The 26879-nt window shown below is 46.4% G+C and carries 28 protein-coding genes and 5 tRNA genes; 8 read left to right on the forward strand and 25 right to left on the reverse strand.

What is annotated here, in order from left to right:
• Window positions 1-34: 34 nt before the first annotated feature.
• The 15 genes from rpoC to Q0224_RS05995 form a co-directional block, all read right to left on the reverse strand.
• On the reverse strand, window positions 35-4549 hold the full coding sequence (gene rpoC / locus Q0224_RS05925; protein ID WP_297949855.1) for a DNA-directed RNA polymerase subunit beta': 4515 nt from the start codon (window positions 4547-4549) through the stop codon (window positions 35-37).
• Window positions 4546-8682: a DNA-directed RNA polymerase subunit beta gene (gene rpoB / locus Q0224_RS05930; protein ID WP_297949856.1), complete on the reverse strand. Its 4137-nt coding sequence runs from the start codon at window positions 8680-8682 to the stop codon at window positions 4546-4548. The genes rpoC and rpoB overlap by 4 nt, the downstream gene beginning before the upstream one ends.
• Before the next feature lie 90 nt (window positions 8683-8772).
• Window positions 8773-9153, reverse strand: coding sequence for a 50S ribosomal protein L7/L12 (rplL, locus tag Q0224_RS05935; protein ID WP_177386842.1), 381 nt, complete (start codon window positions 9151-9153; stop codon window positions 8773-8775).
• 20 nt (window positions 9154-9173) lie between these two features.
• A complete protein-coding gene (rplJ, locus tag Q0224_RS05940) occupies window positions 9174-9653 on the reverse strand; it encodes a 50S ribosomal protein L10 (RefSeq protein WP_295152864.1) in 480 nt (159 codons plus the stop codon).
• A 113-nt stretch (window positions 9654-9766) separates the two neighbouring features.
• Entirely contained in the window at window positions 9767-10468 is a 702-nt protein-coding gene (gene rplA, locus Q0224_RS05945) for a 50S ribosomal protein L1 (RefSeq protein ID WP_291939398.1), read from the reverse strand.
• A 56-nt stretch (window positions 10469-10524) separates the two neighbouring features.
• Window positions 10525-10950: a 50S ribosomal protein L11 gene (rplK, locus tag Q0224_RS05950; RefSeq protein ID WP_005872629.1), complete on the reverse strand. Its 426-nt coding sequence runs from the start codon at window positions 10948-10950 to the stop codon at window positions 10525-10527.
• A gap of 20 nt (window positions 10951-10970) precedes the next feature.
• Complete coding sequence (gene nusG / locus Q0224_RS05955; protein WP_297949858.1) at window positions 10971-11501, reverse strand: transcription termination/antitermination protein NusG; 531 nt, start codon at window positions 11499-11501, stop codon at window positions 10971-10973.
• A gap of 14 nt (window positions 11502-11515) precedes the next feature.
• On the reverse strand, window positions 11516-11689 hold the full coding sequence (secE, locus tag Q0224_RS05960; RefSeq protein WP_005872632.1) for a preprotein translocase subunit SecE: 174 nt from the start codon (window positions 11687-11689) through the stop codon (window positions 11516-11518).
• Between the two features lie 12 nt (window positions 11690-11701).
• Window positions 11702-11777: transfer RNA gene (locus Q0224_RS05965), tRNA-Trp, on the reverse strand.
• Window positions 11778-11784: 7 nt separating this feature from the next.
• On the reverse strand, window positions 11785-11958 hold the full coding sequence (gene rpmG, locus Q0224_RS05970; RefSeq protein ID WP_005872634.1) for a 50S ribosomal protein L33: 174 nt from the start codon (window positions 11956-11958) through the stop codon (window positions 11785-11787).
• A 56-nt stretch (window positions 11959-12014) separates the two neighbouring features.
• Window positions 12015-13214 carry an elongation factor Tu gene (gene tuf / locus Q0224_RS05975; RefSeq protein ID WP_040304280.1) on the reverse strand — a complete coding sequence of 400 codons (1200 nt, stop codon included), beginning with the start codon at window positions 13212-13214 and terminating at the stop codon, window positions 12015-12017.
• Window positions 13215-13270: 56 nt separating this feature from the next.
• Window positions 13271-13345: transfer RNA gene (locus Q0224_RS05980), tRNA-Thr, on the reverse strand.
• Between the two features lie 132 nt (window positions 13346-13477).
• Window positions 13478-13554: transfer RNA gene (locus Q0224_RS05985), tRNA-Gly, on the reverse strand.
• A gap of 12 nt (window positions 13555-13566) precedes the next feature.
• Window positions 13567-13651 (reverse strand) — tRNA-Tyr (locus Q0224_RS05990).
• A gap of 36 nt (window positions 13652-13687) precedes the next feature.
• Window positions 13688-13763, reverse strand: a tRNA-Thr gene (locus Q0224_RS05995).
• A gap of 126 nt (window positions 13764-13889) precedes the next feature.
• Here Q0224_RS05995 and Q0224_RS06000 point away from each other — a divergent pair.
• On the forward strand, window positions 13890-14102 hold the full coding sequence (locus Q0224_RS06000) for a hypothetical protein (protein ID WP_297882846.1): 213 nt from the start codon (window positions 13890-13892) through the stop codon (window positions 14100-14102).
• Window positions 14103-14722: 620 nt separating this feature from the next.
• Here Q0224_RS06000 and Q0224_RS06005 read toward each other — a convergent pair.
• Genes Q0224_RS06005 through hemB form a run of 7 tightly spaced genes read right to left on the reverse strand, consistent with a single transcriptional unit; the run spans window position 14723 to window position 20170 of the window.
• A complete protein-coding gene (locus Q0224_RS06005) occupies window positions 14723-16027 on the reverse strand; it encodes a (Fe-S)-binding protein (RefSeq protein WP_297949860.1) in 1305 nt (434 codons plus the stop codon).
• A gap of 11 nt (window positions 16028-16038) precedes the next feature.
• Window positions 16039-17403 carry an oxygen-independent coproporphyrinogen III oxidase gene (hemN, locus tag Q0224_RS06010; RefSeq protein ID WP_297949862.1) on the reverse strand — a complete coding sequence of 455 codons (1365 nt, stop codon included), beginning with the start codon at window positions 17401-17403 and terminating at the stop codon, window positions 16039-16041.
• Complete coding sequence (locus Q0224_RS06015) at window positions 17396-17878, reverse strand: DUF2603 domain-containing protein (RefSeq protein WP_297949864.1); 483 nt, start codon at window positions 17876-17878, stop codon at window positions 17396-17398. The genes hemN and Q0224_RS06015 overlap by 8 nt, the downstream gene beginning before the upstream one ends.
• A 14-nt stretch (window positions 17879-17892) precedes the next feature.
• The gene (gene argF, locus Q0224_RS06020; protein ID WP_297949866.1) at window positions 17893-18816 is read right to left on the reverse strand and encodes an ornithine carbamoyltransferase; all 924 of its coding nucleotides are present in this window, start codon (window positions 18814-18816) and stop codon (window positions 17893-17895) included.
• Window positions 18813-18953, reverse strand: coding sequence for a hypothetical protein (locus Q0224_RS06025; RefSeq protein ID WP_297949868.1), 141 nt, complete (start codon window positions 18951-18953; stop codon window positions 18813-18815). Before Q0224_RS06025 ends, argF begins: the two co-directional genes overlap by 4 nt.
• Before the next feature lie 24 nt (window positions 18954-18977).
• On the reverse strand, window positions 18978-19193 hold the full coding sequence (locus tag Q0224_RS06030) for a hypothetical protein (RefSeq protein ID WP_297949870.1): 216 nt from the start codon (window positions 19191-19193) through the stop codon (window positions 18978-18980).
• Between the two features lie 2 nt (window positions 19194-19195).
• The gene (gene hemB, locus Q0224_RS06035; RefSeq protein WP_297949872.1) at window positions 19196-20170 is read right to left on the reverse strand and encodes a porphobilinogen synthase; all 975 of its coding nucleotides are present in this window, start codon (window positions 20168-20170) and stop codon (window positions 19196-19198) included.
• 63 nt (window positions 20171-20233) lie between these two features.
• Between hemB and ribA the strand changes: the two genes are divergently transcribed.
• Genes ribA through Q0224_RS06055 form a run of 4 tightly spaced genes read left to right on the forward strand, consistent with a single transcriptional unit; the run spans window position 20234 to window position 22114 of the window.
• The gene (gene ribA / locus Q0224_RS06040; protein WP_297949874.1) at window positions 20234-20794 is read left to right on the forward strand and encodes a GTP cyclohydrolase II; all 561 of its coding nucleotides are present in this window, start codon (window positions 20234-20236) and stop codon (window positions 20792-20794) included.
• Window positions 20791-21369 carry a 16S rRNA (guanine(527)-N(7))-methyltransferase RsmG gene (gene rsmG, locus Q0224_RS06045; protein WP_297949876.1) on the forward strand — a complete coding sequence of 193 codons (579 nt, stop codon included), beginning with the start codon at window positions 20791-20793 and terminating at the stop codon, window positions 21367-21369. The genes ribA and rsmG overlap by 4 nt, the downstream gene beginning before the upstream one ends.
• Window positions 21369-21575, forward strand: coding sequence for a hypothetical protein (locus Q0224_RS06050; RefSeq protein WP_297949878.1), 207 nt, complete (start codon window positions 21369-21371; stop codon window positions 21573-21575). Before rsmG ends, Q0224_RS06050 begins: the two co-directional genes overlap by 1 nt.
• On the forward strand, window positions 21572-22114 hold the full coding sequence (locus Q0224_RS06055; protein WP_297949880.1) for a hypothetical protein: 543 nt from the start codon (window positions 21572-21574) through the stop codon (window positions 22112-22114). Before Q0224_RS06050 ends, Q0224_RS06055 begins: the two co-directional genes overlap by 4 nt.
• A gap of 255 nt (window positions 22115-22369) precedes the next feature.
• Here the strand turns inward: Q0224_RS06055 and Q0224_RS06060 are convergent, their stop codons facing one another.
• The gene (locus Q0224_RS06060; protein WP_297949882.1) at window positions 22370-22582 is read right to left on the reverse strand and encodes a hypothetical protein; all 213 of its coding nucleotides are present in this window, start codon (window positions 22580-22582) and stop codon (window positions 22370-22372) included.
• A gap of 100 nt (window positions 22583-22682) precedes the next feature.
• Here Q0224_RS06060 and Q0224_RS06065 point away from each other — a divergent pair, with 100 nt between their 5' ends.
• The 3 genes from Q0224_RS06065 to Q0224_RS06075 all read left to right on the forward strand — a co-directional run bounded on the left by Q0224_RS06065 (window position 22683) and on the right by Q0224_RS06075 (window position 25330).
• A complete protein-coding gene (locus tag Q0224_RS06065) occupies window positions 22683-23885 on the forward strand; it encodes a chloride channel protein (protein WP_297949884.1) in 1203 nt (400 codons plus the stop codon).
• 198 nt (window positions 23886-24083) lie between these two features.
• Entirely contained in the window at window positions 24084-24506 is a 423-nt protein-coding gene (gene lysM, locus Q0224_RS06070) for a peptidoglycan-binding protein LysM (protein ID WP_297895404.1), read from the forward strand.
• A 155-nt stretch (window positions 24507-24661) separates the two neighbouring features.
• On the forward strand, window positions 24662-25330 hold the full coding sequence (locus tag Q0224_RS06075; protein WP_297949886.1) for a hypothetical protein: 669 nt from the start codon (window positions 24662-24664) through the stop codon (window positions 25328-25330).
• Window positions 25331-25500: 170 nt separating this feature from the next.
• Here Q0224_RS06075 and Q0224_RS06080 read toward each other — a convergent pair whose 3' ends face one another.
• Window positions 25501-26559, reverse strand: coding sequence for a DUF3137 domain-containing protein (locus Q0224_RS06080; RefSeq protein WP_297949889.1), 1059 nt, complete (start codon window positions 26557-26559; stop codon window positions 25501-25503).
• A 134-nt stretch (window positions 26560-26693) separates the two neighbouring features.
• The coding region (locus tag Q0224_RS06085) for a hypothetical protein (protein WP_297949891.1) at window positions 26694-26879 on the reverse strand (186 nt) is incomplete at its 5' end.

A 26879-nucleotide genomic window follows, 5' to 3' on the forward strand; every position in this document is an offset into this window, starting at 1 on the left:
TTCATCCTTTAAATTTAGGGCTTTTTGCCCTAAATTATTTTTTAAGTTTAACTTCCTTGTCTTTATACAGACCGGTTCCGACCGGAATTATGCGACCTAAAATTACGTTTTCTTTCAAGTCCTCTAATCGGTCAAATTTACCCGCGATACTAGCCTCGGTTAGAACCTTCGTAGTCTCTTGGAAGGACGCTGCCGAAATGACGCTATCACTTCCAACAGCCGCGCGAGTTACGCCCAGTAGCACAGACTCAGCAATCGCAGGCTCGCCACCAATTTTTATAATACGCTCGTTTTCTTCTCTAAATCTGCGGCGGCTAATCAGATCACCGACGATTAGCTGAGTATCGCCACTATCGACGATTCGGACCTGGCGGAGCATCTGTGATACGATGATCTCGATATGCTTATCGCTGATGACGACACCTTGAGAGCGGTAAACCTGTTGAATTTCGCTTATCAGATAGTAGTGCAGCGCCTTTTCGCCTAAAATTCTAAGCACGTCGTGCGAGCTGATAACTCCGTCGGTAAGTTTCTCGCCTGCGTGGACGAACTCGCCGTTTCGCACCTGGATCTGGCGGCTCTTATCGATTAGATACTCGGCGCTTGTTCCGTCCTCGCCCTCGATTACAATGCGCTCTTTTGCACGCAACGCCTTATCGAAGCGAACGGTGCCGTCGATGTCCGCGATAATCGCGGTATTTTTCGGACGGCGCGCCTCAAATAGCTCCGATACGCGCGGCAAACCGCCAGTGATATCTTTTGATTTCGCAGCAGCCTTCGGTGTTCTAGCCAAAATATCCGCAATCGCTACCTGATCGCCCTTATTCGTAAAAATCGCGGTCTTCGGTCCTAGATTATATTTGATAGGCTCTCCCTTGCTAGGAGTAACGACGATGGCCGGTTTGACGCCCTGAGGCAGATACTCGTTGATGACCAAGCGGCTCTGGCCGGTAGTCTCGTCATATTGCTCCGTAGCGGTATATCCAGGCTCGATATCCTCAAAGCTAATCTTACCCTCGCACTCTGCGGCCACAGGGATGGAATACGGATCCCACTCGGCAATGATCAAGCGATCGTCTTTTTTAGGCTTAGCGATGAGATCTTCGCTTTTTACGACGCTATTATCATCATAGGTAATGACAGATTCGCGCGGTATGTAGTGGCGGATCGCCTCTCTGCCGTTTTCATCGGAGATGACTACGTACATACCCTTCTCGCTTACGACATGACCTTTTTTGATATCTCTTAGTCTCTCTAAATAATCGCCCTTTAGGATGAAATACTTAAGCGTACCATTTGCTCCCGCTTTGATCTTTTGAGTTACCGGCTCGCCATCTTTTACGCGAAGTTCGCTGGCAAACGGAATTCGAGTAGGGATATTCCAGTCCTCTTTTATAACCTCTACTAAACTATCATTTTCTCCAACGGTTTCGCCGTCTTTAAATACGATGTAGAATTTTCCCTCAACTTTACCGCTTACGCCAGCAAGCTCAGTAGGCTTAGCTAGATCGTGGCGTCGGATAGTATATTTAAATTCTTCCTTCTTGCCCTTTAGCGTGATATTCACATCATCGTGGGTTATATCGATGCTTACTTTGCCGGTAATCGGAGCTTTGATCTTAGGCTCGACCAAAAGCACCGCGGCGTTTCTGCGGTTCATTACGATATTTTTGCCGCCGTTTTCGTAGGTCTTTACGTTGTAATATCTGATAAAGCCCTCTTTATCGGCGATTACTTGACGATCTTGCTGCTCGGTAGATGCGGTACCGCCGGCATGAAAGGTTCGTAGCGTAAGCTGCGTGCCTGGCTCGCCGATTGATTGCGCCGATATGATACCGACCGCTTCACCCGGTTTTACTAGCTTGCCCTCGCCCAAATTTACGCCGTAGCACTTCGCGCAAACCCCTTTTTCAGCCTTGCACGTAATAGGCGTGCGGATGCTTACGGATTTGATGCCGGCATCGACTATGGTGCGTACCTCATTAACGCCTAGAAGCGTGCCTTCGGTGAATAAAATTTCATTCGACACCGGATCAATTACATCCGAGCTTAGCACCCTACCCATAATCCTATCGGCTAGGCTTTCTATTTGCGTTCCGTTTTCTACGATCTCAGTAACCTCGATACCCTCGTGCGTACCGCAGTCGTGCATTGTAACTCTGACGTTTTGCGCGACATCGATCAGCTTGCGCGTAAGATAGCCCGCGTTTGCGGTCTTAAGCGCAGTATCGGCAAGACCTTTACGCGCGCCGTGAGTCGAGATGAAGTACTCATTTACGTTTAGACCCTCTCTAAAATTTGAAGTGATCGGCGTTTCGATGATCGAGCCGTCGGGCTTACTCATCAGACCTCTCATACCCGCTAGCTGCTTGATCTGCTCCGCGCTACCTCGCGCGCCGCTATCGGCCATCATATAAATAGAATTAAAGCCGTCCTTATCTTTCTCCATCATCTTCATCATCTCATCGGCTAGCTTCTTACTAGTGCTGGTCCAGATGTCAATCGTTTTATTATAGCGCTCGCCGTCGGTTAGCAAGCCCGCGCCGTATTGGTTCTGAACCTCTCGCACCTGCTTTTTAGCCTCTTCTACAAGACCCGCTTTAGACTTCGGCACGATGATATCCGAAACGGAGATCGAAACACCCGCTTTGGTCGCGGATTCAAAGCCTAAGTTTTTAAGATTATCCAAAAATTCCGCGCTTATCTCAAGGCCGCCGTTTTTATAGACGTAATCGACAAGCTCGGCGATATCCTTTTTCTTCATAATCTTATTCCAAAGATGATCCGGAATAAAGCTAGGCAGGATCGATTTGATGATCAAGCGGCCCGCGGTCGTAAAGATAATGCGACGATCGATCATAGTTTTAATTTTAGCGTGGATATCTAGCGCGTTTGCCTCCACGGCAAGCATTACCTCATCGACGTTTGCAAAAATTTTATTCGTTCCTTTTGCACCTGGCTTTTCCAAGCTTAGATAATAAATTCCTAAAACCATATCCTGGCTGGGCACTGCGACGGGCTTTCCGCTCGCAGGAAGCAAGATGTTCATCGAGCTAAGCATTAAAATTTTACATTCCGCGATCGCCTCTTGGCTAAGCGGCACGTGCACCGCCATCTGATCTCCGTCAAAGTCCGCGTTGAATGCGGCGCAGACTAGTGGATGCAGCCTGATCGCCTTGCCCTCGACGAGCACCGGATGAAACGCCTGAATAGACATCTTATGAAGCGTCGGCGCGCGGTTTAGCATAACCGGGTGATCTTTAACGACCTCCTCCAAGCACTCCCAAACTTCATTGATCCTATTTTCAATCATCTTTTTAGCCTGCTTAACGGTCGTAGCATAGCCCTTCTCTTGAAGGCGAGCGATTAGATGCGGCTTGAATAACTCAAGCGCCATCGTCTTAGGTAGACCGCACTGATCCATGCGTAAATTTGGACCCACGACGATGACGGAGCGACCCGAAAAATCCACGCGCTTTCCGAGCAAATTTTGACGGAAGCGACCTTGTTTACCTTTAATGATCTCGCTTAGAGATTTAAGCGGCCGCTTATTGGCGCCCTTCACGGCGTTGGCGCGACGTCCGTTGTCAAAAAGCGCATCCACCGCCTCTTGAAGCATTCGTTTTTCGTTGCGGATGATGATCTCGGGGGCGTCAAGCTCCATCAGCCTTTTAAGTCTAGAATTTCGATTTATGACGCGGCGGTATAGATCATTTACGTCCGAAACCGCAAATTTTCCGCCCTCAAGGCTAACAAGCGGGCGCAGATCGGCAGGCAGCACGGGAAGATTTGTAATCATCATCCACTCGGGCTTATTGCCGGAATTTAAAAAGCTCTCGACGACCTTTAGACGCTTGACGATGGTTTTTTTCTTCGCTTCGGAGTTTGTATTTTCCATCTCCTGCTTAAGGGCGGATAAAATTTCGACCAAATCAAGCTCAGCTAGCATATCGCGGATTACCTGACCGCCCATTTTGGCGACGAAGCCCGTCTGCGAAAAGCGCTCTTTTAGGCTCTGATACTGCTCTTCGTTTAAAACGTCGTATTTCTCGACCTTTTTAGAATTTTCGTTGTCGTAAAATGCCTCGCCTGCACTTTCTACGATATACGCCTCGTAGTAAAGCACGCGCTCGAGATCTTTCATCTTGATGTTTAGCAACGTACCTATGCGGCTAGGCAAGGAATTTACGTACCAAATATGCGCCACCGGCGTTACCAGCTCGATATGCCCCATTCTAGTGCGGCGAACCTTCGAGCTCGTGATCTCGACGCCACATTTTTCGCACTTCCAGCCTTTGTAGCGCATCTTCTTATATTTTCCGCAGATGCACTCATAATCTCTTACTGGACCGAAAATTTTAGCGCAAAATAGACCGTCGCGTTCCGGCTTGAGCGTGCGGTAATTGATAGTTTCGGGCTTTTTGACCTCGCCGTGGCTCCAAGCCTTGATCTGCTCGGGACTAGCAAGCCTGATTGCAAACGCGTCGAAGTCGTGGACTCTGGCGTCCTCTTTTATTTCTATTCTTTCTAAATTTGAATTATCGCTCATTTATTCTCTCCATTCTCGTAAATTTCAACGTCTAGAGCAAGCGATTTAAGCTCGTTTGTTAAAACAAAAAATGTCTCAGGAATTCCTGTAGACGGAACGTTTTCGCCTTTTGTCAGCGCCTTATACGCAGCCAAGCGTCCGTCGACGTCGTCGGATTTGATCGTTAGCATCTCGCGAAGCGTGTATGCCGCGCCGTATGCCTCCAGAGCCCAAACTTCCATCTCGCCGAATCTTTGACCGCCGAATAGCGCCTTGCCGCCGACCGGCTGCTGCGTAACTAGGCTGTAAGGACCGGTGCTTCTTGCGTGAACCTTTTCGTCGACTAGGTGGTGCAGCTTGAGATAATACATGCAGCCCACGTTTACGCGCTCTTTGATCTTTTCGCCGGTGCGACCGTCGTAAAGCTCGGTCTTGCCGTCCTGATCGATGCCCGCCATTTCAAATAGCTTTTTGAAATCCTCCGGCACAATGCCTTCGAATATCGGAGCGGAAAATCTAACGCCCTTAGCCCAGTCTCTAGCGTATTTCAAAAGATCTTCGTCGCTGATCTTCTCAAGCGTTTTTTTAGCCTGCATTAGTTTGGAAACGCCTGCGATCTCAATCATTTTGGCGCGAAGGGTTTTTATCCATTCGCCCGTTTTCTCTTCTAAAATTTTAGCGATCTGCTCGCCTAAGCGCCAACCCACAAGACCTAGGTGGCTCTCCATTATCTGACCGATATTCATACGGCTTGGAACGCCGAGAGGATTTAGCACGATATCCACGCGCTGTCCGCTAGGCAGATACGGCATATCGACCTCAGGGACGATATTTGAAACGATACCCTTGTTTCCGTGGCGACCCGCCATCTTATCGCCCACTTTTAGCTTGCGCTTGGTAGCGATATAGACCTTTACGAGCTTAACGACGCCGCTTGGCAAGATATCGTCTTTTTCTAAAATTTCGATCTTTTCGTCATGCTCCTCTTTGAGCTTGCGCTTCTCGTTTTGGAAGTGGTTTTTTAGCTCTTCGTATTCCTTCTGAACAGCTTTAGAATAAGCCTTGACGAAGGAATTTAACGTAAAGCGGTTGGAGCTTTCAAGCTCCTCTTTTTTAACCTTATCGCCCTTTTTATAATCTTTTTTATTTAGGCTTTGATCGCTTTGCAAAGCGCTTTTAGAAAGTAGCGCCACTACCTTTAGCATCTCTTCGCGATCAAGCATCAAAAGCCTGTCGTGATGCTCCCTTTCGAGCTCAGTTTTTTCATCCTCATAGGCTTTGTTCGTGCGTGGATCCTTCTCGTAGCCCTTTTTGGTAAAAATTTTAACGTCGATCACCACGCCTTCCATCGAAGCGGTAGCGTAGAGAGATTTATTTACCACATGTCCCGCCTTCTCGCCGAAGATCGCGCGCAAAAGCCTCTCTTCAGGCGTCGGCTTGACCTCGCCCTTCGGAGTTACCTTGCCTACTAGGATCATGCCAGGTTTGACGTGAGTACCAATCTTTACGATACCGCTATCATCGAGGTGGGTAAGCTCCTCCTCTTTGATATTAGGGATGTCGCGCGTGATCTCCTCCACGCCGTCTTTTAGCTCTCTAGCCTCGATCTCCTTTTCATAAACATGCACGCTGGTGTATTCGTCGGCACGAATCATCTTTTCGCTCATGACGACGGCGTCCTCATAATTATAGCCATGCCACGGCATGAAAGCTATGAGGGCATTTTTGCCGATCGCGAGCTCGCCGCCGTCCATGCTAGGACCGTCGGCTATGATTTGACCTGCCTTTATCACGTCGCCTTTTCGCACAATAGGGCGCTGTGAAAAGGTAGTGTTTTGGTTAGTGCGTAAATTTTTCTCCATCGAGTAGTGATCGATAAACGGGCCTTTTTCATCTTCGCCCAAAATGAATATATTTTTATTATCGACCTTTTCTACGACGCCGTCGCGTTTAGCCTTGATCGCTTCCCACGAATCGCGCGCGATGACCGCTTCCATACCCGTTCCGACGATAGGAGCGGTAGAGTGCAGAAGCGGCACGGCTTGGCGCTGCATGTTCGAGCCCATAAGCGCGCGGTTAGCATCGTCGTGTTCCAAAAACGGAATCAGCGACGCCGCTACGCCCGCGACCATACCGGAGCAAAGATCTATCAGCGAAATATCCTCGCGTTTAGCCATGATGTTTTCGCCATCTTTTCTGACCTCTAAAAGCTCCTCTACGATATTGCCCTCTTCATCCAATTTAGCGGACGCAGGAGCGATTACGAGCCCCTCTTCCTGCGTAGCGGTAAGATAGACGATCTCGTCGGTTACCTTGCCGTTTACGACCTTTTTATACGGAGCCTCGACAAAGCCTAGATCATTTACCTTCGCATAGGTCGCTAAGGTATTTATCAGACCGATGTTTTGACCCTCCGGCGTCTCAATAGGGCAAATTCTACCGTAGTGCGTAGGATGGACGTCGCGCACCTCAAAACCTGCGCGCTCTTTAACTAAACCGCCCTCGCCCAGCGCAGATAGACGGCGCTTATGCGTGACCTCGCTAAGCGGGTTGGTCTGATCCATAAACTGGCTTAACTGGCCGCCGGTGAAAAATTCCATAAGCGTAGTGGTGATAATTTTAGGATTTACGAAATCATACGGCATAAGCTCCTCTAAATTGCCGCTAATGCCTGTAAATTTATCCTTGATCGCCTTTTGAACCTTGATAAATCCAAGGTGCATCTCGTTTGCTAAAAGCTCGCCGATCGAGCGGATACGGCGATTGCCGAGATTATCGCGATCGTCGATGAAGCCGTCGCCATTTTTGACCCTGATTAGATATTTCGCGGTTTTGATGATATCTTCACTAGTTAGCACGGTTACGTACTCCGGCGCTTCGATGCCTAGTTTATGATTCATCTTCATGCGACCCACTTTGGTCAGATCGTAGCGCTCCGGATTGAAAAATAGATCGTTTACGAAGCTCTTTGCCGCTTCTTTTACCACCGGCTCGCCGGGGCGCATTACTTTGTAAATTCTAATCGCAGCCAGATCGTTCTCGTCGTCTATGCCTTCGCTTTGCTGCAAGAGCTTAAGCGCGTCGGCGTCCTGGATGAAAGAATTTATGATAGAAGTATCTACGCCGCTAGCTAGGTCGTTGGCGATCGTAAATTTTTTCTCGGTGTTAGCGATCTTGGCTAACTTGCCCTCATCAAGCGCGGTTAGTGAATCAAAAAGCACTTCGCCGCTGTTTTTATCGACGATGGCGCCCGCTAGGTAGCGCTCGGCTAAAATTTCAGCCGGATATTCGATTAGCTTTAGTCCGTCCTCCGCTAACTTCTCCGCTTTTTTGGATGTTAGGCGCTTGCTTGCTTGATGAAGCACCTCGCCCTTTTCGTTTATAATGTCGTAATCGAGCCTGCCCGCGTATTCTTTCGGATCGAAATCGGTCAGGAATTTTCCTTTTTTGATATAGATTGTCTTAATAGGATAAAATAATTTTATTATGTCTTGTTTTTTGTAACCGAGTGCGCGAAATAGGATCGTGATCGGAACCTTGCGTCTTTTATTTATGCGCACATATAGTACGTCTTTTACGTCGTATTCGAAGTATAGCCAGCTGCCGCGATCCGGTATTATTTGAGCGGTGTAGATTAGTTTATTTAGAACCGTCGGGCTCTCTTCCTCTTTGAAGATTACGCCCGGGCTTCTGTGCAGCTGATTTACGACGACGCGCTCGACGCCGTTAATGATAAATGAAATTCTATCGGTCATTAGAGGAATGTCGCGAATAAATATATCTTGCTCTTTGATCTCTTTTACGCCGATTTTTTTACCCGTCTTTTCATCGCGCTCATGCACGAGCAGGCGGAGCTTCATCTTTAAATTTACCGAATAAGTAAGCCCTCTTTCCATGCATTCCCTGATCGAATACTTTGGCTTTGAAATTTCGCTACTTACATACTCGATACTTAGTCTATTCTGTGCATCGTGGATAGGAAAAATGGCTTTGAAAACCTTCTCTATGCCGCTTTCTCCACCCGAGTTATCAAGATTTAAAAAATGATCAAAACTTTTCTTTTGTAGTTGTAATAAATTCGGAATTTCTATGTCTTTGGGAACCTTTGAAAAATCCACTCTAAGACGATTTCCTGAATATAGGCTGTTTAACATTCCACTACCTCGTAGTTGTATTTTAAAGAAAGAAGTGCCGATGCAACGCACCGGCACACATTTGTATGCGAAATTTCAAAATTTCGCGATTTATTTGAGTTCGACTTTAGCGCCTGCTTCTTCAAGCTCTTTTTTAGCCTTCTCGGCGTCTTCTTTGTTAAGTCCCTCTTTAAGAACGGACGGAGTAGCCTCGGTAGCGTCTTTGGCTTCTTTTAGACCAAGGCCTGTTAAGGCGCGAACGACCTTAATTACGTTGATCTTCTTATCGCCTGCATCAAGCAATACGACGTCGAATTCTGTTTTCTCCTCAGCCGCTGCCGCACCTGCGCCGCCCGCACCTGCGCCGCCAGCTACCATAACCGGAGCTGCGCTTACGCCAAATTTTTCTTCGAATTCTTTAACTAACTCGCTAAGCTCTAGCACCGAAAGATTAGAGATATACTCTAAAACATCTTCTTTTGAAATTGCCATATTATTCTCCTAAATTTTAATTAAGCGCTAGCTTCTTTTTTCTGCTTCAGCGCATTTAAGCCGATCGTAAAATTTTGAATCGGCGCATTCCATACTTGAAGTAACATCGCGATAAGTTCGTCTCTCGAAGGCATCTTCGAAAGCGCCCTAACCTTATCTACGCCGGCTACTTCACCATCGATATGAGCGGTCTTAAGTTTAAAAATTTCATTTTTCTCTTCAAATTTAGCCGCTACTTTACATACAGAAAGCTGCTCGCCCCATAAGAAGATATTGGTATCTTTAAAGCTAAGTCCGTTTTTTTCGGCATTTTTTAATGCGATATTGGCTAGGGTGTTTTTGATAACCCGAACCTTTACGCCCGCTTCGCGCGCGCTATTTCTAAGATCTTCAAGCTGCTTAACGCTAAGGCCTTTAAAATCGGAAATTACTATAGCTTCGCTAGCTTTGAAAGCCTCGCCAAGCTCCGCTACTATCTTTGATTTTTCGTCTCTCGTCATTAGGTCTCCTTTCCGATCGGTGATTTCAAGACAAGCGATCGAAATTTTGAAATTTCGATCAATTAAGTTAAAAACCTTGAACTATCTCCAATCTAAGATAAAAATTTAAAATTTTATTTTAAATCGATTATTTCTTGATTATCCAGCGTAACCGCAGGGCTCATAGTAAGTGAAAGCGATGCGTGGGTTACGTATCTGCCCTTCGCAGTCGCTGGCTTATGCTTATTTATGGTTTTAATAAACGTCGTAAGATTGTCTAAAAGCTGCTCTTTGCTAAAGCTAGCCTTGCCAAGGCCTGCGTGGATATTTCCCTGCTTATCGACGCGGAAGTTTACCTGTCCACCCTTAGCGTTTTTAACGGCCTGAGCGACATCCATAGTAACGGTACCGGTTTTAGGGTTCGGCATAACGCCTTTTGGACCAAGAATACGACCTACCTTGCCAACTAGCCCCATTAAATTTGGAGTGGCGATAAGAACGTCAAAATTTATATTTCCCTTTTGAATCTCTTCGATCAGATCATCGGCGCCCACGATATCGGCACCTGCTTCGCTAGCCTCGCTAGCCTTTGCGTCTTTTGCAATCACGGCTACTCGAACGCTCTTGCCAGTACCAGCAGGCAAAACGACCGAGCCGCGCACCATCTGATCGGCATGTCTTGGATCTACGTTTAGTTTAAGAGCGATCTCCACCGTCTCATCAAATTTAGCAGAAGCTAGAGTTTTTACTGTGCTTACCGCTTCATCTACGCTATAAATTTTATTTACATCAACTTTTTTTAAAAGTTCGTTGAATCTTTTTGAATTTTTTGGCATATATTTCTCCGCAATTAAAGTGCTACCGCTTTTTTAAACCTTAGCGGTCAAAAGGTTTAGTCAGTGACCGTAATACCCATAGAACGAGCCGAACCCGCTATAATCCTAGCAGCCTGCTCTCTATCTTTGGTATTCAGATCGGCGATCTTTTTCTCGACGATCTCTAAAACCTGAGCTTTCGTTAAGGATGCTACCTTCTTTTTAAGAGGGTTGTCCGAACCCTTATCTATCTTCGCCGCTTTTTTGATCAAATCCGTCGCAGGCGGTTGCTTAGTGATGAAAGTAAAGCTTTTATCGGCATAAACCGTGATGATAACAGGAATGTTAAAGCCCGCCATATCTTTGGTTCGCTCGTTAAACGCTTTGCAAAATTCCATAATATTAACGCCTTTTTGACCTAGTGCAGGACCTACCGGCGGGCTTGGATTTGCTTTTGCGGCCGCTATTTGCAGCTTGATTTCGCCAACAACTTTCTTAGCCATAAATTTACTCCTTATAAAATTTAAATAATCTTTTCAACTTGCGAGTATGAAATTTCAATCGGCGTGCTTCGTCCGAAGATCGAAACATTGAGGCGAAGCTTGCCATGGATCATATCATACTCTTCTACGATGCCGTTGAAATTAGCAAAAGGCCCATCGACGATCCTAACCGTCTCGCCCTCATCGAAATTAATCTTGGGCTTAGGAGCCTCGCGATTATTAATCTTTTCTAGAATTATTTCGATATCTTTTTCCGGTAACGCAGAGGGTTTTTTCGCCTCGCCGATAAAGCGACTGACCTTAGGCAGCATCTGAATTCTATGCCATAAAGTGGTATCCAAATCTAAATTTGCAAAGCAATATCCTGGATATAAGCTACGCTCTTTGATGGTTTGCTTTGTATTTTTGACCTCTATAACATCTTCGGTAGGCACTAGCACTTCGCCGATCTTAGCCTCAAGCGCTTCATCTTGCTTTAGCGCTTCTATCGCACGCTTTACCGCCATCTCGCTGCCGGCGTAAGTTTGTATCGCATACCATTTATTTGCCATATTGCGATCCTTACTTAAGCCGTTATCAAAGCGGACATAATCAGATCCACTAGCGCTAAAAACAGTGCGATAACTACGACTACGACGACTACAGAGATATATGCTGTTTTAGTTTGATCTTTAGTCGGGAAAATTACCTTATCTAACTCTACTTTTGCTTGTTTATAATACTCTTTTACTTTTTCCATACCCAATCCTCGTGGCAGGGCAAGAGGGATTCGAACCCCCAACCATCGGATTTGGAATCCGGCGCTCTACCGTTGGAGCTATTGCCCTATAACAATTAGCCTTTTAACTTTACTTCTTTATGAAGCGTGTGCTTTTTTAATCTAGGGCAATATTTTTTAAGTTCTAGTTTTTCGGTCGTAGTTTTGCTGTTTTTATAAGTAGTATAGTTAATATCGCCACTTTCGGAGCATTTTAATCCGACCTTTACTCTACTTGAATTCTTTGCCATTTGGTTTCCTTGAATAAAAAAGCAAGCGGAATTTTAAAATTCCGCTTGCAAAAAAATTAAGCGATGATTTTCGAAACGACGCCTGAACCTACGGTGTGACCGCCTTCGCGAATCGCGAAGCGAGTACCTTGCTCAAGAGCAATCGGGGCGATTAGCTCAACGGTAATCTTAACATTATCGCCAGGCATTACCATTTCGGTTCCCTCAGGAAGAGTAATCGAACCGGTAACATCTGTCGTACGAACGTAAAACTGCGGTCTATAATTATTAAAGAATGGAGTATGGCGTCCGCCTTCTTCTTTAGTTAGGATATAAACCTCGCCCTCAAATTTAGTATGAGGAGTGATAGATTTTGGTTTGCATAAAACCATACCGCGCTCTACTTCCTCTTTCTTAGTACCGCGCAATAAAACACCTACGTTATCGCCGGCTTCACCTTGATCCATCTCTTTTCTAAACATCTCAACGCCGGTAACGGTAGTAGTTTGAGTAGGTTTAATACCTACGATCTCGATAGTATCGCCAACTTTAACGATACCTTTTTCGATTCTACCGGTTACAACGGTACCGCGACCGGAAATCGAGAAAATATCTTCGATCGGAAGAAGGAAATCTTTATCAGTATCGCGAACAGGAGTTGGAATATAGCTATCAACCGCATCCATAAGCTCCATAATCTTTGCAGACCATTCGCCGTCTTGTCCAGCTTTTGCTTCCTCAAGAGCCTTAAGAGCAGAGCCCTTAATGATTGGGGTCTCGTCGCCAGGGAATTTATACTCTTTTAAAAGATCTCTAACTTCCTCTTCGACTAGCTCTAAAAGATCCGGATCATCGACCATATCGGTTTTGTTTAGGAAAACTACGATATAAGGAACGCCTACCTGGCGAGAAAGCAAGATGTGCTCGCGAGTTTGAGGCATAGGACCATCTGCAGCAGAGACAACTAAAATAGCGCCGTCCATCTGAGCCGCGCCGGTAATCATATTTTTTACGTAGTCGGCGTGGCCAGGGCAGTCAACGTGAGCATAGTGACGTTTCTCGGTCTCATATTCGATGTGAGACGTAGCGATAGTAATACCGCGCTCTTTTTCCTCTGGAGCGTTGTCGATATTGTCGTAGTCTTTTAGCTCAGCTAGACCTTTCCTGGAAAGAACAGCAGAAATAGCAGCTGTCAAAGTAGTCTTACCATGGTCAACGTGACCGATGGTACCAATGTTTACGTGTGGCTTGTTACGATTAAATTTTTCTTTAGCCATCATATCCTCCGTTATTGATTTGTGGATTACACAACAAACTAAGCGACTCTATTTTATGGAGCTCATAGCGGGACTTGAACCCGCGACCTCTTCCTTACCAAGGAAGTGCTCTACCTCTGAGCCATATGAGCGTCAAACTCTTGGCATTAGAGAATTTTTGAAAAAGCATAAACAACTAAATGAAATTAAAAAGGTGTGCCGTAGAAAATGTATAAAATTTAATATTTTTATCATCTTACAGCTCCCAGTTTAGTTCCAAAATCTGGAGCGGGAAACGGGGCTCGAACCCGCGACCCTCAGCTTGGAAGGCTGATGCTCTAGCCAACTGAGCTAATCCCGCATCAAAAATTCATGGTGGTGAGACGTGGATTCGAACCACGGAAGGCAAAGCCAGCAGATTTACAGTCTGCCCTCGTTGGCCACTTGAGTATCTCACCCTTTGATGAAATCTGGTCAAACACTGTTACAAAAAATGGAGCTGGTGGACGGGATCGAACCGCCGACCCACTGCTTACAAGGCAGTAGCTCTACCAGCTGAGCTACACCAGCATTTTGAAATTGAAGTGGCAATTATAACCGAAAAATCCCCAATTGTCAAGGCTAAAACAGCCTATTTTAAAATTTCATAAAATTTCTGCTATAATGCACGCAATTTTAAATTTTAAGGAATTTTATATGAAAATCGTACCTTGGATCATCATAGTTTTTATGATTTATTTGATTTATTATTTTATCTCCCGCTCCGAAAAGCGCCTAAATACCCTTGAAAAGCGCTTAAATAAGATAGAAGAAAACTTAAGCGAGATAAAAAAGGCTACCGAAGCTAACAGGCTCTTGATCGAAGAAGCAAAGCTGGACTCTGAAGATGACGCAAAAGAGCAAGAATAAAATTAAATTTAAATCCATGATCTCGCTAGCTTAGCCTTTTTGCCAAATATCTCGTGCTAAAAATTGTGAGTATATTTTATGCATACTTTGGCATTTTTGAAAGAAATTTTACCGCAACGTCGAAACCGCGAAGTGTAAGAAGCTCATACGTAACTAATTCGTTAAATTTTACGAAATTTAAAATTCGCGTTTTAATCCTGCAACGCTAAGCAAATCCACGCGAATTAATAAATCAAAATTCCAGCCATTAGCCGCAAATTCCATAGAATTTCAAACAATACCGCTTAAAATTAGAATTCCTGCTAAAATCCATCTTACAATTCAACTTCTTAAAATTTTGCGCAAATCCCTCAACAAAATTATAAACCACAAAATTTTAGTATTTAAAATCACATTAATCAACCCCGCCGCAGAGCAAAACCTGTGGGCTTGCCGCCCCGTGCACCGCTTCAGGCTACTTTGTCCAAAAGCTCAAAGACGCAAACCGCAACCTTTACAAGCTAAAGATAAAATTTAATCATAATTTTTAAAAACCAAAATTTAAAAAGCACAGAATTTTACCCCAGGATTTGAATTGAGTAAAAAGCTGGCGAAATGCAGGAGCTTCTAAAACGCAAAATTTATCCATTGGAATTTTCCTCGCCCATAAGCGCTTCAGCGATAAGCTCTAGCGGATTTATGCACCTCATCTGCGAGCTGCTTAAAAAAAGCGAATTATTTAGCTGCATCCTGCACGCACTGCACTCAGCAGAGACTACGCGCACGGGTAGATCCGCCATTGCGCGCGCCTTAGCTAATCCCGCTGCGCGCGCGAGCTCGTAGCGCTCGGTCTGCATCGTCACACCGCCAAATCCGCAGCATTTATTAGGCTCATCCATCTCGGTTATTTCGTAGTTTTGAGCGAGCAAGCCGCGCGGCTCTTTCCAAATACCCTGCATTTTGCGGGCATGGCACGGATCGTGATAAGTAATCGCTAAAGCCCTTTTGCCGCGGCGCATCAAAAGATCACTTAAGTTTGTAAATTTATAAAAGTATTCGCTAGCCATAAAAATTTTACTCGCAAGCTTTTGTGCGCGGGCTTTCCATTGCGGCTCATTTTCAAAAAAATGCGCGTAATCCACCCGCAACATCGCAGAGCACGTAGCCTCGGGCACAATAATCGCATCAAGAGCAGGCATGACTTTTTCGAAATATGCTATATTAAATTTTGCCACGCGTTCAACCGCCGCAAAATCTCCCGTAAAATACGCAGGAGCGCCGCAACAGGCTTGTTCCTTCATCAAATTTACGTTTAGCTTTAGCGCTCGCGCGATATATAAAACCGCCTCGCCTACGCCCGTGTAAGCGTAGTTTGCTATGCAGCCTATAAAAATTCCGATAGTTTTTTCGCCGCCGTTGTCGATAAATTCTGCGTGCGAGTTCATAAAGCTCTTTTTCGCAGGAGCAGGCAACAAGCGCTCTTTTTTAAGTATTGGTAAGCCAAATCTAGGCGACATAGAGCTTTGCGTATCTTTTCGCATCTTAAAGCCACAGCTAAGAAACACGTATCCAAGCGCTGCTGCTAGATCCAGCGCTTTGCGGTGCCCGAGCAGCCAAAACGCAGCTTTTTTGTACCACGCGATGCCAAATTTCTCCGCAATGCGCGCGCGAATATTCTCAATCGCCGTATCTATGGGCAAAGACTCACCGCAAATATCTACGCAGTTGGTGCATAAAAAGCAGCTCTCAAAAATTTTCTTAGTGTTTTTATCAAGCTTTAGCTCATTCCTGCCGTAAGCGCCCAAAAGATCCACAAAACCGCGCGGGCTCGTTACTTCATCGCCGTTAATGCTATGAATCGTGCAGACTTGGATGCATTTACCACATTTTACGCAACGCTCGCTAAGTGCTGCAAAATCGAACGCTCCAAGCTTTGCCTTACTCATAGCCGCGCCGCTTAAACGGTTTTAGAAAAGCGCTTTTCGCCCAAATTTTTACCCATATACTCATCAAAGCACATCGCGATATTGCGGATCAAAAGCGTGCCGGTAGGCGTTACGGAAATCCTATTTGGCGAGACTTGCACGAAATCCTTTAACGCCTCAAGCTGCTTTAGGCTCGCGCCGAAATGCTCGAAAAATTTTATCTTAAATTTCTCCTCGATCGCCTCTATATCGACGCAAAAATTACTCATCAGCCCCATAATCACCTCTTTGCGCAGCAGATCCTCTTCATTTAGCAAAACGCCCCTGCAATACGGTAGCCTGCCTGCATCTATCGCGGCCTCGTAAGCGTCCATATCTTTGAAATTTTGCGCGTAGTGGCGCACGCCCTCGCCGATGCTAGTTAGCCCGATGCCGATCAGATCGGCGCCGCCCTTGGTCGTATAGCCCTGAAAATTACGGTGCAGCGAGCCGTTTTTAAGTGCAGTATGAAGCTCGTCTGCGGGCTTTGAATAGTGATCCATGCCGATCATCTCATATCCGTTCGCGCTCAAAAAATCGTGTGTAAATTTTAAAATTTCAAGCTTTACCTTCGGCTCGGGCAGCGTCGTCTCGTCAAATTTACGCATCGATTTTTTTATCCACGGCACGTGCGCATAGTTAAAGATCGCGAAGCGGTCCGGATCAAGCGAAAGCGCAAGCTCTAGCGTGCGCTTAAAGCTAGCTAGGCTCTGATACGGAAGGCCGTAGATGAGATCCATATTTATCGATTTTATCCCCCTCTCGCGCGCCATAGCTATGACGTCCCTAGTAAGTTCGAAAGGCTGGATGCGGTGGATTTCCTTTTGCACGCGCTCGTCGAAATCCTGCACGCCGTAGCTGATGCGGTTAAAGCCGTTTGAAACGAGCACGTCAAGCTGCTCGGCGTTTAAAAATCGCGGATCGATCTCGCAACTAATCTCGGCTTCGGGGCTGAAATTTTTAAAATATTTTTTGATATTTTTTATATGGCGCGCGAGCTGTTCGGCGCTAAAATATGTAGGCGTGCCGCCGCCGAAGTGCATCTGCACGATCTGCCGCGAGCCGTCCACTACGCCGCTTAAAATTTGCATTTCGCGCTCGATATAGTCCAAATACCGATCCATCTTGTCGCGCTTGCCCGTGTAGATTACGTTGCAGCCGCAAAAATAACAGGCGGAGCGGCAAAACGGCATGTGAAAGTAAAGCGACAGCGGCGTGGAGCTTTTTTGATTTTTCAGCTCATTCAGATACCCGTCGTAGCTGAAGTTCTCGCTAAATTCCAAAGCGGTCGGATAGCTCGTGTAGCGAGGCCCCGGGCGCGAAAATTTTGCGTAAGCGTCGAAGTCTATGCTATTCACGGCCGCCCGCCTTGGTTTTGATAAGCTCTTCAATGTCGATGAAAAGGTTTGGATGCAGGCTTTTTACGCGCGAAACGACGGCATCAACATCTAAGCTTAATCTTTTCGCATTCGGATTTGCGCCCGTAAGCCTTCTGATCTCATCCATACACACGATCCACGCGTCGCCGAAATCTACCGGCGTATGCTGCAAAATCGAGCGCTCAAGCTTGAGATTAAAATTTTCCTGCATCGCGTTTTTGGTCGCGGCGATGAGATTTGCAAGCGATTTTATCGAGATCATCGTGTGCACTTCGTTATTTTCGTCGATGCCGAACCACGGCTCCTCGTCGCTCCACGAGCCGCTTTTTAAAGTGAGTTTTTTCTCGTTGTCCTCGCCCTGCGAAATTTCAAAAACCGTCCTTTTCGAGCTATCCAGCCCAAAAAATTCGCTCGCTTTGTCGATCTTTTTTAAAGCTTTCTCTTTTTCTTCCATGCTTTCTCCTAAATTTACCTTCTTTGATCCAGCCAGACCATAACGCCCTTTTGCGCGTGCAGGCGATTTTCCGCCTCTGCAAAAATTTCATCCACGTGCGCTTCAAACACGATCTCGCTTACTTCATATCCGCGGTACGCCGGCAGGCAGTGCAAAAAGATCGCGCCGCTGCCTGCTAGAGCCATTAAGCTTTCGTCCACGCAAAAGCCTGCGAAATCGCGAATTCTTTGCTCTTTTTCGGCTTCTTGCCCCATCGAGACCCAAGTATCGGTCGTCACGACGTTTGCGCCCGCTACGGCTTCTTTTATATCGTTCGTTATTAAAATTTTAGCGCCCGAAATTTCGGCATTTTGCCGCGCCTGCGCTAGTATCTGCGGATCGGCCTCGTAGCCCACGGGCGTCGCTACTCGCAGCTCAAAGCCAAGCTTGCTGGCAAGCATGAGCCACGAGTGAGCCATGTTGTTGCCGTCGCCCACGTACGCGGCTTTTATCTTTGAAATTGAAGTGCCGTGCTCCACGATCGTCATTAAATCCGCCATTAGCTGCACGGGATGAAATTTATCGCTTAGCCCGTTTATCACCGGCACGCGGCTAAATTCCGCAAGCTCTATGAGCGTCTCATGGCGATTTACGCGCGCCATGATTAGATCGCACATTCGCGAAATCACGCGCGCAGTGTCTTTGATCGGCTCACCGCGCCCGAGCTGGATGTCGCAACTGCTCAAAAATAGCGCGTGCCCGCCGAGCTCATTCATCCCTACGTCAAAGCTAACGCGCGTCCTGGTCGAGCTTTTTTCAAATATCATCGCTAATTTTTGATCTTTTAAATATGGCTTGAAATTTCGTACCTTGGCCTCTTTTTTAATCTCAAACGCCAAATTTAAAATTTCGATTATCTCATCTCTGCTAAAATCGTTTAACGTAAGAAAGTGCCTCATATCGCTCCTTTATCTTTTATAAATTTACTAAAAAATTCTTTTAAATCACCTTTCGTCATATCGCCCGTAGCCACCTTTACGACTACGTCTTCCATCGCCGCATAAAATTCCTCGTCGTCCAAAACTATAGAATTCACCGATAAAAACTAGCGTCAAATATTTCATTTATCCTTTAATCGCTCAAAAACAGCCCTATTGCTCGGTTTATCCAGCTTTGTAAGAACGGCGCTAGAAAGCTCGCCAAAATTTTCTATATACCCATCCCTATTTTCGGACAAAATTTTAGCTTCAAATTTCATCTTTTTTGCTAGCTTCATCACCGCATCCAAGACGGCTTCCATTTCGTTACTTTTAATCTCTAGTGCTATTTTATTCATCACTAGCCCCTGTTTAAAATTTCCGCGATCTCTTTGGCGTGATAGGTGATGATCATATCCGCGCCGGCGCGCCTTATGCCTATCATCGTCTCCATCATCACTCGCTCATAATCGATCACGCCCGCTTTTTTACCCGCCTGCAGTAGCGAGTATTCGCCGCTTACGTTATACGCGCAGATCGGCAGCAGCGTGCGCTCCCGCAAGTCTCTGATTAGATCCAGATACGCAAGCGCGGGCTTTATCATCAAAATATCCGCTCCCTGCGCCTCGTCTTGCAGGCTTTCGTTGATCGCCTCAAATCTATTTGCGGGATCCATCTGATAGCTGCTGCGATCACCAAAACTCGGCGCGCTCTCCGCCACGTCGCGAAACGGCCCGTAGTAGCCGCTGGCGAACTTCGTCGAATACGCCATAATCGGTAAATTTTCAAATCCGCCGCGATCGAGCGTCTCTCGCAGAGTTGCGATAATACCGTCCATCATGCCGCTAGGCGCGATCATATCCGCGCCCGCTTTAGCATGGATGAGCGCCTGCTGCGCCGAAATTTCAAGCGTCGCGTCGTTATCCACCGTCTGATGAACGTGATCAATGATGCCGCAGTGCCCATGGTCGGTGTATTCGCAAAAGCACAGATCGGTGATGACGAGTAAATTTGGAAATTTAGCCTTTATCGCGCGCAGCGAAGTAGCGATGATGCCGTCCTCGCTTAGCGCGTCCGAGCCGATGCTGTCCTTTAGCGAAGGAATTCCGAAAAGTAAAATTTTATCCAAACCGAGCGCCAAAAGGGTCTCGCACTCTTTTAAAATTTCATCGACGCTCATCTGAAATACGCCCGGCATCGAGGCGATCTCCTTTTTGATGCCGCTTCCTTCCACCACAAAAAGCGGATAGATTAGAAAGCGGGTTTGCAGATCGGTTTGTCGCACCAGATCCCTGAGCGCAGGGTTTATTCGTAGCCGTCTAAATCGTTTAAACATTATTTTTCCTTTTTTAGCTAGAATTGCGGGATTCATAATATCACAATTGGAGTAAATTTAAGCATGGATATAAAAATTTCAGAGGTCGCAAATCTCCCCTCCCGCTTCGGAAGTTTCCGCGTTCAGTCGTTCAAGCAAGGGAACAAAGAGCATTTGGCGATATTTAAGCAGCCTTTGGAGGGCGTCGTAAACGTGCGGATCCACTCGGAGTGCCTTACCGGCGATGCGATCGGTAGCCTAAAGTGCGACTGCCGCGACCAACTCGAAGCGAGCTTAAAATATATCGAAGAGCACGGCGGTATAGTGATCTATCTGCGTCAAGAGGGGCGCAATATCGGGCTTTTTAATAAAATCAACGCCTACGCGCTGCAAGATCAAGGCCTCGATACGATCGAAGCAAACCATCAGCTAGGCTTCAAAGCGGACGAGCGCACCTACGAGATCGTGGATTTCATACTCGCTCATTTTGGAATTTCGCGCATAAATCTGCTTACGAACAACCCGCAAAAGCTGCACGATCTAAAGGTCGAAGTGGTTGAGCGCGTGCCGATAATCATCACGCCCAATAAATTTAACGAAAACTATCTGCGCGTCAAAAAAGAGCAGATGGGGCATCTGCTGTGAAGCTTGCGCCGGACGAAAGTTTTAACGAGCAGGTCGCCAAATTTAAAGCCTGTCTGCAAAAATTTAACCGCGTCCATAGCCTCACGAATTACGACGATTTGGACGCGGTGGCGCGCGACAGCCTAAGCGGAGCGAATTTCATACCGCGCTATCCGCGCATCGCGTGCGACATCGGCTCGGGAGCGGGCTTTCCGGGGATATTTTTAGCGCTCGCGCTGCCGCTGTGCGAGTGGCATCTGTTTGAACCAAACCTTAAAAAAGCGGCGTTTCTAACCTACGCGAAGGTTAGCCTCGCTCTAGCTAACGTAAAAATCCACGCCGAGCGCGTGCAAGACGGCGCAAAGCTACGCACCGATCTGATAAGCTCGCGAGCGCTAATGAGCGCGCTAAATTTAGTCGAAATTTGCCGCGGCTTTTACGATCAAAACACGACGTTTTTGCTCTACAAAGGCTCGGGCGCAGAGGCGGAAGCGGCGGAATTCCGCAAGGAATTTACGAGCGCGAGCTGCGAAATTTTTAGCGTCGAAAACGCCTTGAAAAATAGAAAATTTTTAGTGATCAAAGGGGTGAAATAATGGGAAAAATTCTAGCCATAGCCGTCATCGCGGCGCTCATATATTTTTTGATAGTGCCTAGATTTCGCATAAAGAAAAAGGACGATGCGACCGAGCTTTTGGCGTGCGACGAGTGCGGGACGTACTTTAGCAGCGACGAGCTTGCTCTGCGCGATAAAAAGCGCCTTTGCAAATCCTGCGAAGCCAAACTAAGGGGCAGCAAATGATCATCCTAGGCCACGCGCTCGTGCCCTACGAGCCGCTGTATCTCATCAAAAACGGCGACGAAGTTTTCAAATACGACAATCTGCTCTTTAAATTTAACGACAGGCTCATCGCCGCCGCGCAAAAGGCGCAGAAAAAATTTAGCGTTATTACGAATGATATAAATGAAATTTTACTTGCAAACGGCGCAGGCGCGCGCTTCATCGTCGTGGATAAAAAATCCGCAGCAGCCGCGCAAAAGCTAGCCAACGATTATCTTTTCGACGCCAAGATCGCGATGTTTATCGGCTCTGCGCGGGCGTTAAAAGGCCTAGCCGAGCTCGGAATCGATGCGGCGATCTTTAAAGACGCGATCGCAAACGCGCCCAAATCGCTACTTGCAAGCATTGGAGATAGCGTAGGTTCGAAATTTCACTTCGGGCTTCCGAAAAAAGATGAAATTTTCGGCGGCGCGCAAAAGCTCGCGGATAAAATTTCGGCTCTGGATAAAAAGCTAAGCGCGCCGGCAGCTGGTAAAAATGACGATATCTGGAAAAAATAGCAAAATCCTAAGCGAATTTATTCGCGAGCGTAAAATTTCTATGACTCACGCAAATTAAAATTTCACTTAAAATTTTGCCTAGCTACGCAGCTTGGAATTTCACGCGAGATTTCGCCCGCTTACGCGGATCGTAATTCTACGCGGAATTTTGCCCTCTTTCGCAAATTAGAATTCTGCGCGAAATTTCACGCGTCCTCTGCGAAATTCTCTCGCTTACTCAATTTAAAATTTTACCCGCTCGGATAGATTTAAATTTTACGTAGAATTTCGCCTGTCCTCGTAGCAAGAAATTTCAAATAGAATTTTATCCTCCAGCGCGATGCGAAATTTTGCTAAATTTTCTACGCGCGATATAAAATCTACGTAAATTTTACTCGCGCAATTAACGTAAATAAAATTCTGCCTCTGCCTAAGCTTCATAGAATTTTGTAAAATTTTACTTACAGAACGATATAAATTCCTAGCCATTATTTTAAAATTTACTCGCGTTTTAGCTGCTTTTATGCGCGCGGTAAGGATTTTTTAAAGCTAAAATTTTATATAATTATGCGTTTCAAAAAGGCATATTTTGAGTACTAAATTCTTTCTAGCGATCCTTGCGATAGGCGTTATAATGGGGCTTTGCGCAGGGCTCTTAAACTTCGGCATCAACGAAATTGAAACTTTTGCTTTCGGGCATAATGATGAGGAATTTCACATTATCACGGAGCAAACCACTGCGCTTAGGCGCTTTCTTAGCGTCCTCGCAGCCGGCGCAATCGTCACTTTAATTAGAATTCTGCTAATAAGACTAAAACCTTTTTTAAACGTAGCTTCAATGATGGAGGGGCGAAATCCGCCGTTTTGGCAAAATTTAATCCACTCGGTTTTGCAGCTCGTAGCCATCGCCATGGGCGCACCGGTAGGCAGTGAGGCTGCTCCGCGCGAGCTGGGCGGCTTGTTTGCGGCTAAAATTTGCCGCGCCTTAAATATCGGCGGAGACGAGCTTCGGCTATTTGTCGCATGCGGCGCGGGAGCTGGACTGGGCGCTGCATATAACGTCCCGCTAGCGGGCGCGCTTTTTAGCCTAGAAATTTTACTCAAAAGCTTTGATACTCGAGCGATTTTGTGCGCCTTTGCTACTAGCGCGGTAGCTACAGCTACAGCAGAATTCGGAGCTTCAAAAGAAATTTATTACGCAGTTTCGAACTTCGCCCCTACCCCGCAGAATTTACTCGCAGCAGCGCTAATCGGGCTTGTCACGGGGGTTGCGGCGAAATATTTCCAAGACGGGGTGCGCTTGTTCGAAAAGCTGCGCATAAAAAGCCTCAAAATCGCACTTACACTGCCGCTTGCGTTTTTGCTTACCGCGGCGGTCGGCGCATACGTGCCTGAAATTTTAGGTAACGGGCGCTCCGCAGCGCAGTTTGCTTTCAACTCCACATCCTTCAGCCCCTATTTGCTTGCGATCTTGCTTTGTAAGGCATTTTGCATTTTGATGATCTTTCGCTGCGGCGGATATGGCGGTACGCTAACGCCAAGCTTCGCGCTGGGCGCAGTTTTGGGGCTATGCGTTGGATTTGCGATCGGCGAAATTCTACCTATTAGCCTAAGCGCAGCGGGGGTTTGCGGAGGGGCTGCCTTTTTAGCGATCAACTTAAACGCGCCGCTTTGCGCCTTTGCCCTAAGCGCGGGATTTTGCGGGCTAAATATAAACTCATATTCGGTCGTCGTTTTTAGCATCGTATGCGCCGTGATCGCTAGAAATTTACTGACGAAAAATTTAGCGTAGTCGCGACGCTTATAATTCATACGCTGCAAATATGAATAGGCGGGCGCGGCGATGATGGTCTGAAAACCTGCTGTCGCGCATAGAGTAAGCGCGGTAGGTCACAACATTGGGCTAGGTCGGAGCCGTAAGGATATGCGCATAAGCTGATCGTTGGTAAATTTAAGATAAAATTTCGCCACTTTAACCAAAGGAGAAAACATGGGTTTACTTTCATTCGTAGCCGAAGCAGGCAAGAAACTACTAGGTCTAGGCGATGACGCCAAATCCGTAAAAGACGAGATCGCCACCAATCTCAGCTCGACGCCGGTAGAGGGGCTAGAGGTCGAGGTGCAGGGCGACACCGTCAAAATCAGCGGTAACGCCGATAAGGAAACTCTCGAAAAAGCAGCCCTCATCGCGGGCAACACCGCAGGCATTAAAAACGTGCAGATCGAGGGCATTAGAGAGGATAGCGCCGAGAACTACTACACTATCGTAAAGGGCGATAACCTATCTAAAATCGCGAAGAAATTCTACGGCGACGCAAATAAATACAAGGTTATTTTCGACGCCAACCGCGAGGTTATCAAAGACGCGAACCTCATCTATCCGGGGCAGAAGATCAGAATTCCAAAAGCTTAAGCTCGCTTTTGAATGCTGCGGCTTGGTTTTGTAAGCCGCGGATTTACTTTTGGGCGTATTGCGGTGGGTAATTTACTATCTGCCGCACTTGCGCGCTGTCGCCCTATTTGGGAATATATAAAACGCTTTAAAATTCCGTTTATAAAGAGCTAAATTTGGATAAATTTGAAATCGGCGCTACGCTAAAAAAGACCGAAACTAGGGATTACGACAAATATCCGATAATCATCAAAGACAACGCGATAGAGATGATAAAGCTATATCTGCCAATTGTATTTATTTTGGACTTTCTTTCACATTTTGCACCATACAGACCACCACATCCAGGAGAGCTAAATGAACGCCCAAAAGAGCTAGGAAGTTGCTATATTAAATTTAAAAATTCCGCCATAGAGTATTTTTCTACGAAGAAAAATTTAGTCCTATTCGAAATAAAATTATCAAATATATTAGGAATAAAACGAACCTTTGGACCTTCCGAATTTCAATCACCGATTGCTACAAAAAAATTTGGATTTTGCGTCGTTATGATCTACTTCGTTTTAATGTCTGCCGTTTTTTACTTTAAAGGTTACGCTATCGCCCCATTCGTGGTACCGATAGCATTTGGGCTCGGCATACTCCCGCTACTAATTTTTAGATTAGTAAACGGGCTAGGGCTTGGACTGGATATGCTAAGCGGCGATAGTTTGATTATCTTCGATAAGCACTTCATCATCGACGCCTCGATTTTAACGAGCAGGGAATACCAGGAATTAAAGACCTATTTTTTACTAAAAACGGGTAAAAATTTAGACAAAATTAGACCGCAAATTTTTATATAGGCTAGGAGTAAAGAGCAGATTTAGACGTAAAGCAAGAATTTGATAAGCAGGTAAGCGATAAATGCTTAGAAGATAGCCTCGTATGAAATCAAAATTTTATAAAGACCTAGACGCGCCGAATTATCTTTTAAGAGTTAAAAATTTTTAGTAAAAATACCGCTCAAATTTTATTAAATCCAAATCCTCACGTTCAGTTTTAAAATTTTAACGATACTCAAAAAGTTTAAAATTTCACTCTTTATCTCGCTTGCGGGGTCGCGGCGCAGCACGCTTTCATAGACGCTAGGCTCGAAATTATCGCGCCCGGTGTGCACGAAAATGTGGATCCGCCGCTCTCTGATGCTCGCCCAGATCTGCGCCCCGAGCGCGTCGCCCACCGCCAAAAATCGCTCCATAAATGCAGGGGTTAGCACGTACATCGCGTTTTGCGGCTCATCGCTTAGCACCCTGTAGCGCGCGGCAAACTCCACGTTGTCCATCGCAACGGGCTTTAGGCCTACGTGCTGTTTGTTTTGTATCTCGCGCGGATAGATGAAAACGGGCGCGATGATGCGTTTGTTAAATTCCGCTACGAAAAACGCCCCCGCGAGTTCGTGCTGTAAATTTTGATGGAAAAAGCTCACGTCGCTAAACTCGAAGCTTACCCCCTGCCACGCGCCGCCTACGCGGTCGTTGCCGTGTAGATTTTCGATAAACTCGAACAGATCGCTCTGCACCACGCGCCAAAACGGCACGCTGCCGTAGGAGACGTATTCATAGCCGAGCTCGCGCACGAAAGGCGCCAGATAGTGCTGCTTGTAGCTTTGGCGGTATCGCCCGGTAAAGATATCTTGCGCGCTTCTTACGCCGAGCGCATAAAGCCGCGCTGCTAGCCACGCCGCGAGCGCGACCGCGGCCAAGCCTATCAGCGCCTGCGGTAAGGCTGCGGAGTATTTGAAGATCAAAAACGAGATCGCGACCGCGCCGAACTTTAAGATATTTTCCGTGCCGATGAGATCCTTTTGCCAGCCGTTTAAGTGCACCTCTTTAAGACTTACGGCGAGCGAGGCGATCGCCAGCAGCATAAGCATCGTCGTGCTAAAACTCTGCACGCCCTGCCTGCGCGCAAAATACGCGATGACGCCGAATACTGCAAACAGCGCCACCGTACTTACGACGACGAGCAGCTTTAGCTGCTCCACGTGCTTTTTCGCATCCAGCCTCAGGCGCTCCAAATCATAAATAGTCAAAATTTCGCCCCTCTTTAAATTTGCCCGCAATTTTAGCGAAATTCTAGGAATTTTGGAATTTCAAAGCTCGCTCGTCCGCACATAAGGTGAATTTTTTATGAATTTCGCACAACCCCTCAAATTTAAGGATAAATTTAAAGCTCTAAGTTTAAAATTTCGCCGTAGCGGGCGGAGCGCACGGAAATGAAATTTCGCATAAAAGCGGCGCCGAATTTCAGCGCGCGGAAGCAAAATTTAAAGCAAAATTCTGCGCGCAAGCAAACCCCGCAAATCAAATCATCGGAGCAAAAATGAGATATATTTTCGGGCCCGTCGCCTCG

The sequence above is a fragment of the uncultured Campylobacter sp. genome, from assembly GCF_938002845.1.
Classification (GTDB): Bacteria; Campylobacterota; Campylobacteria; order Campylobacterales; family Campylobacteraceae; genus Campylobacter_B.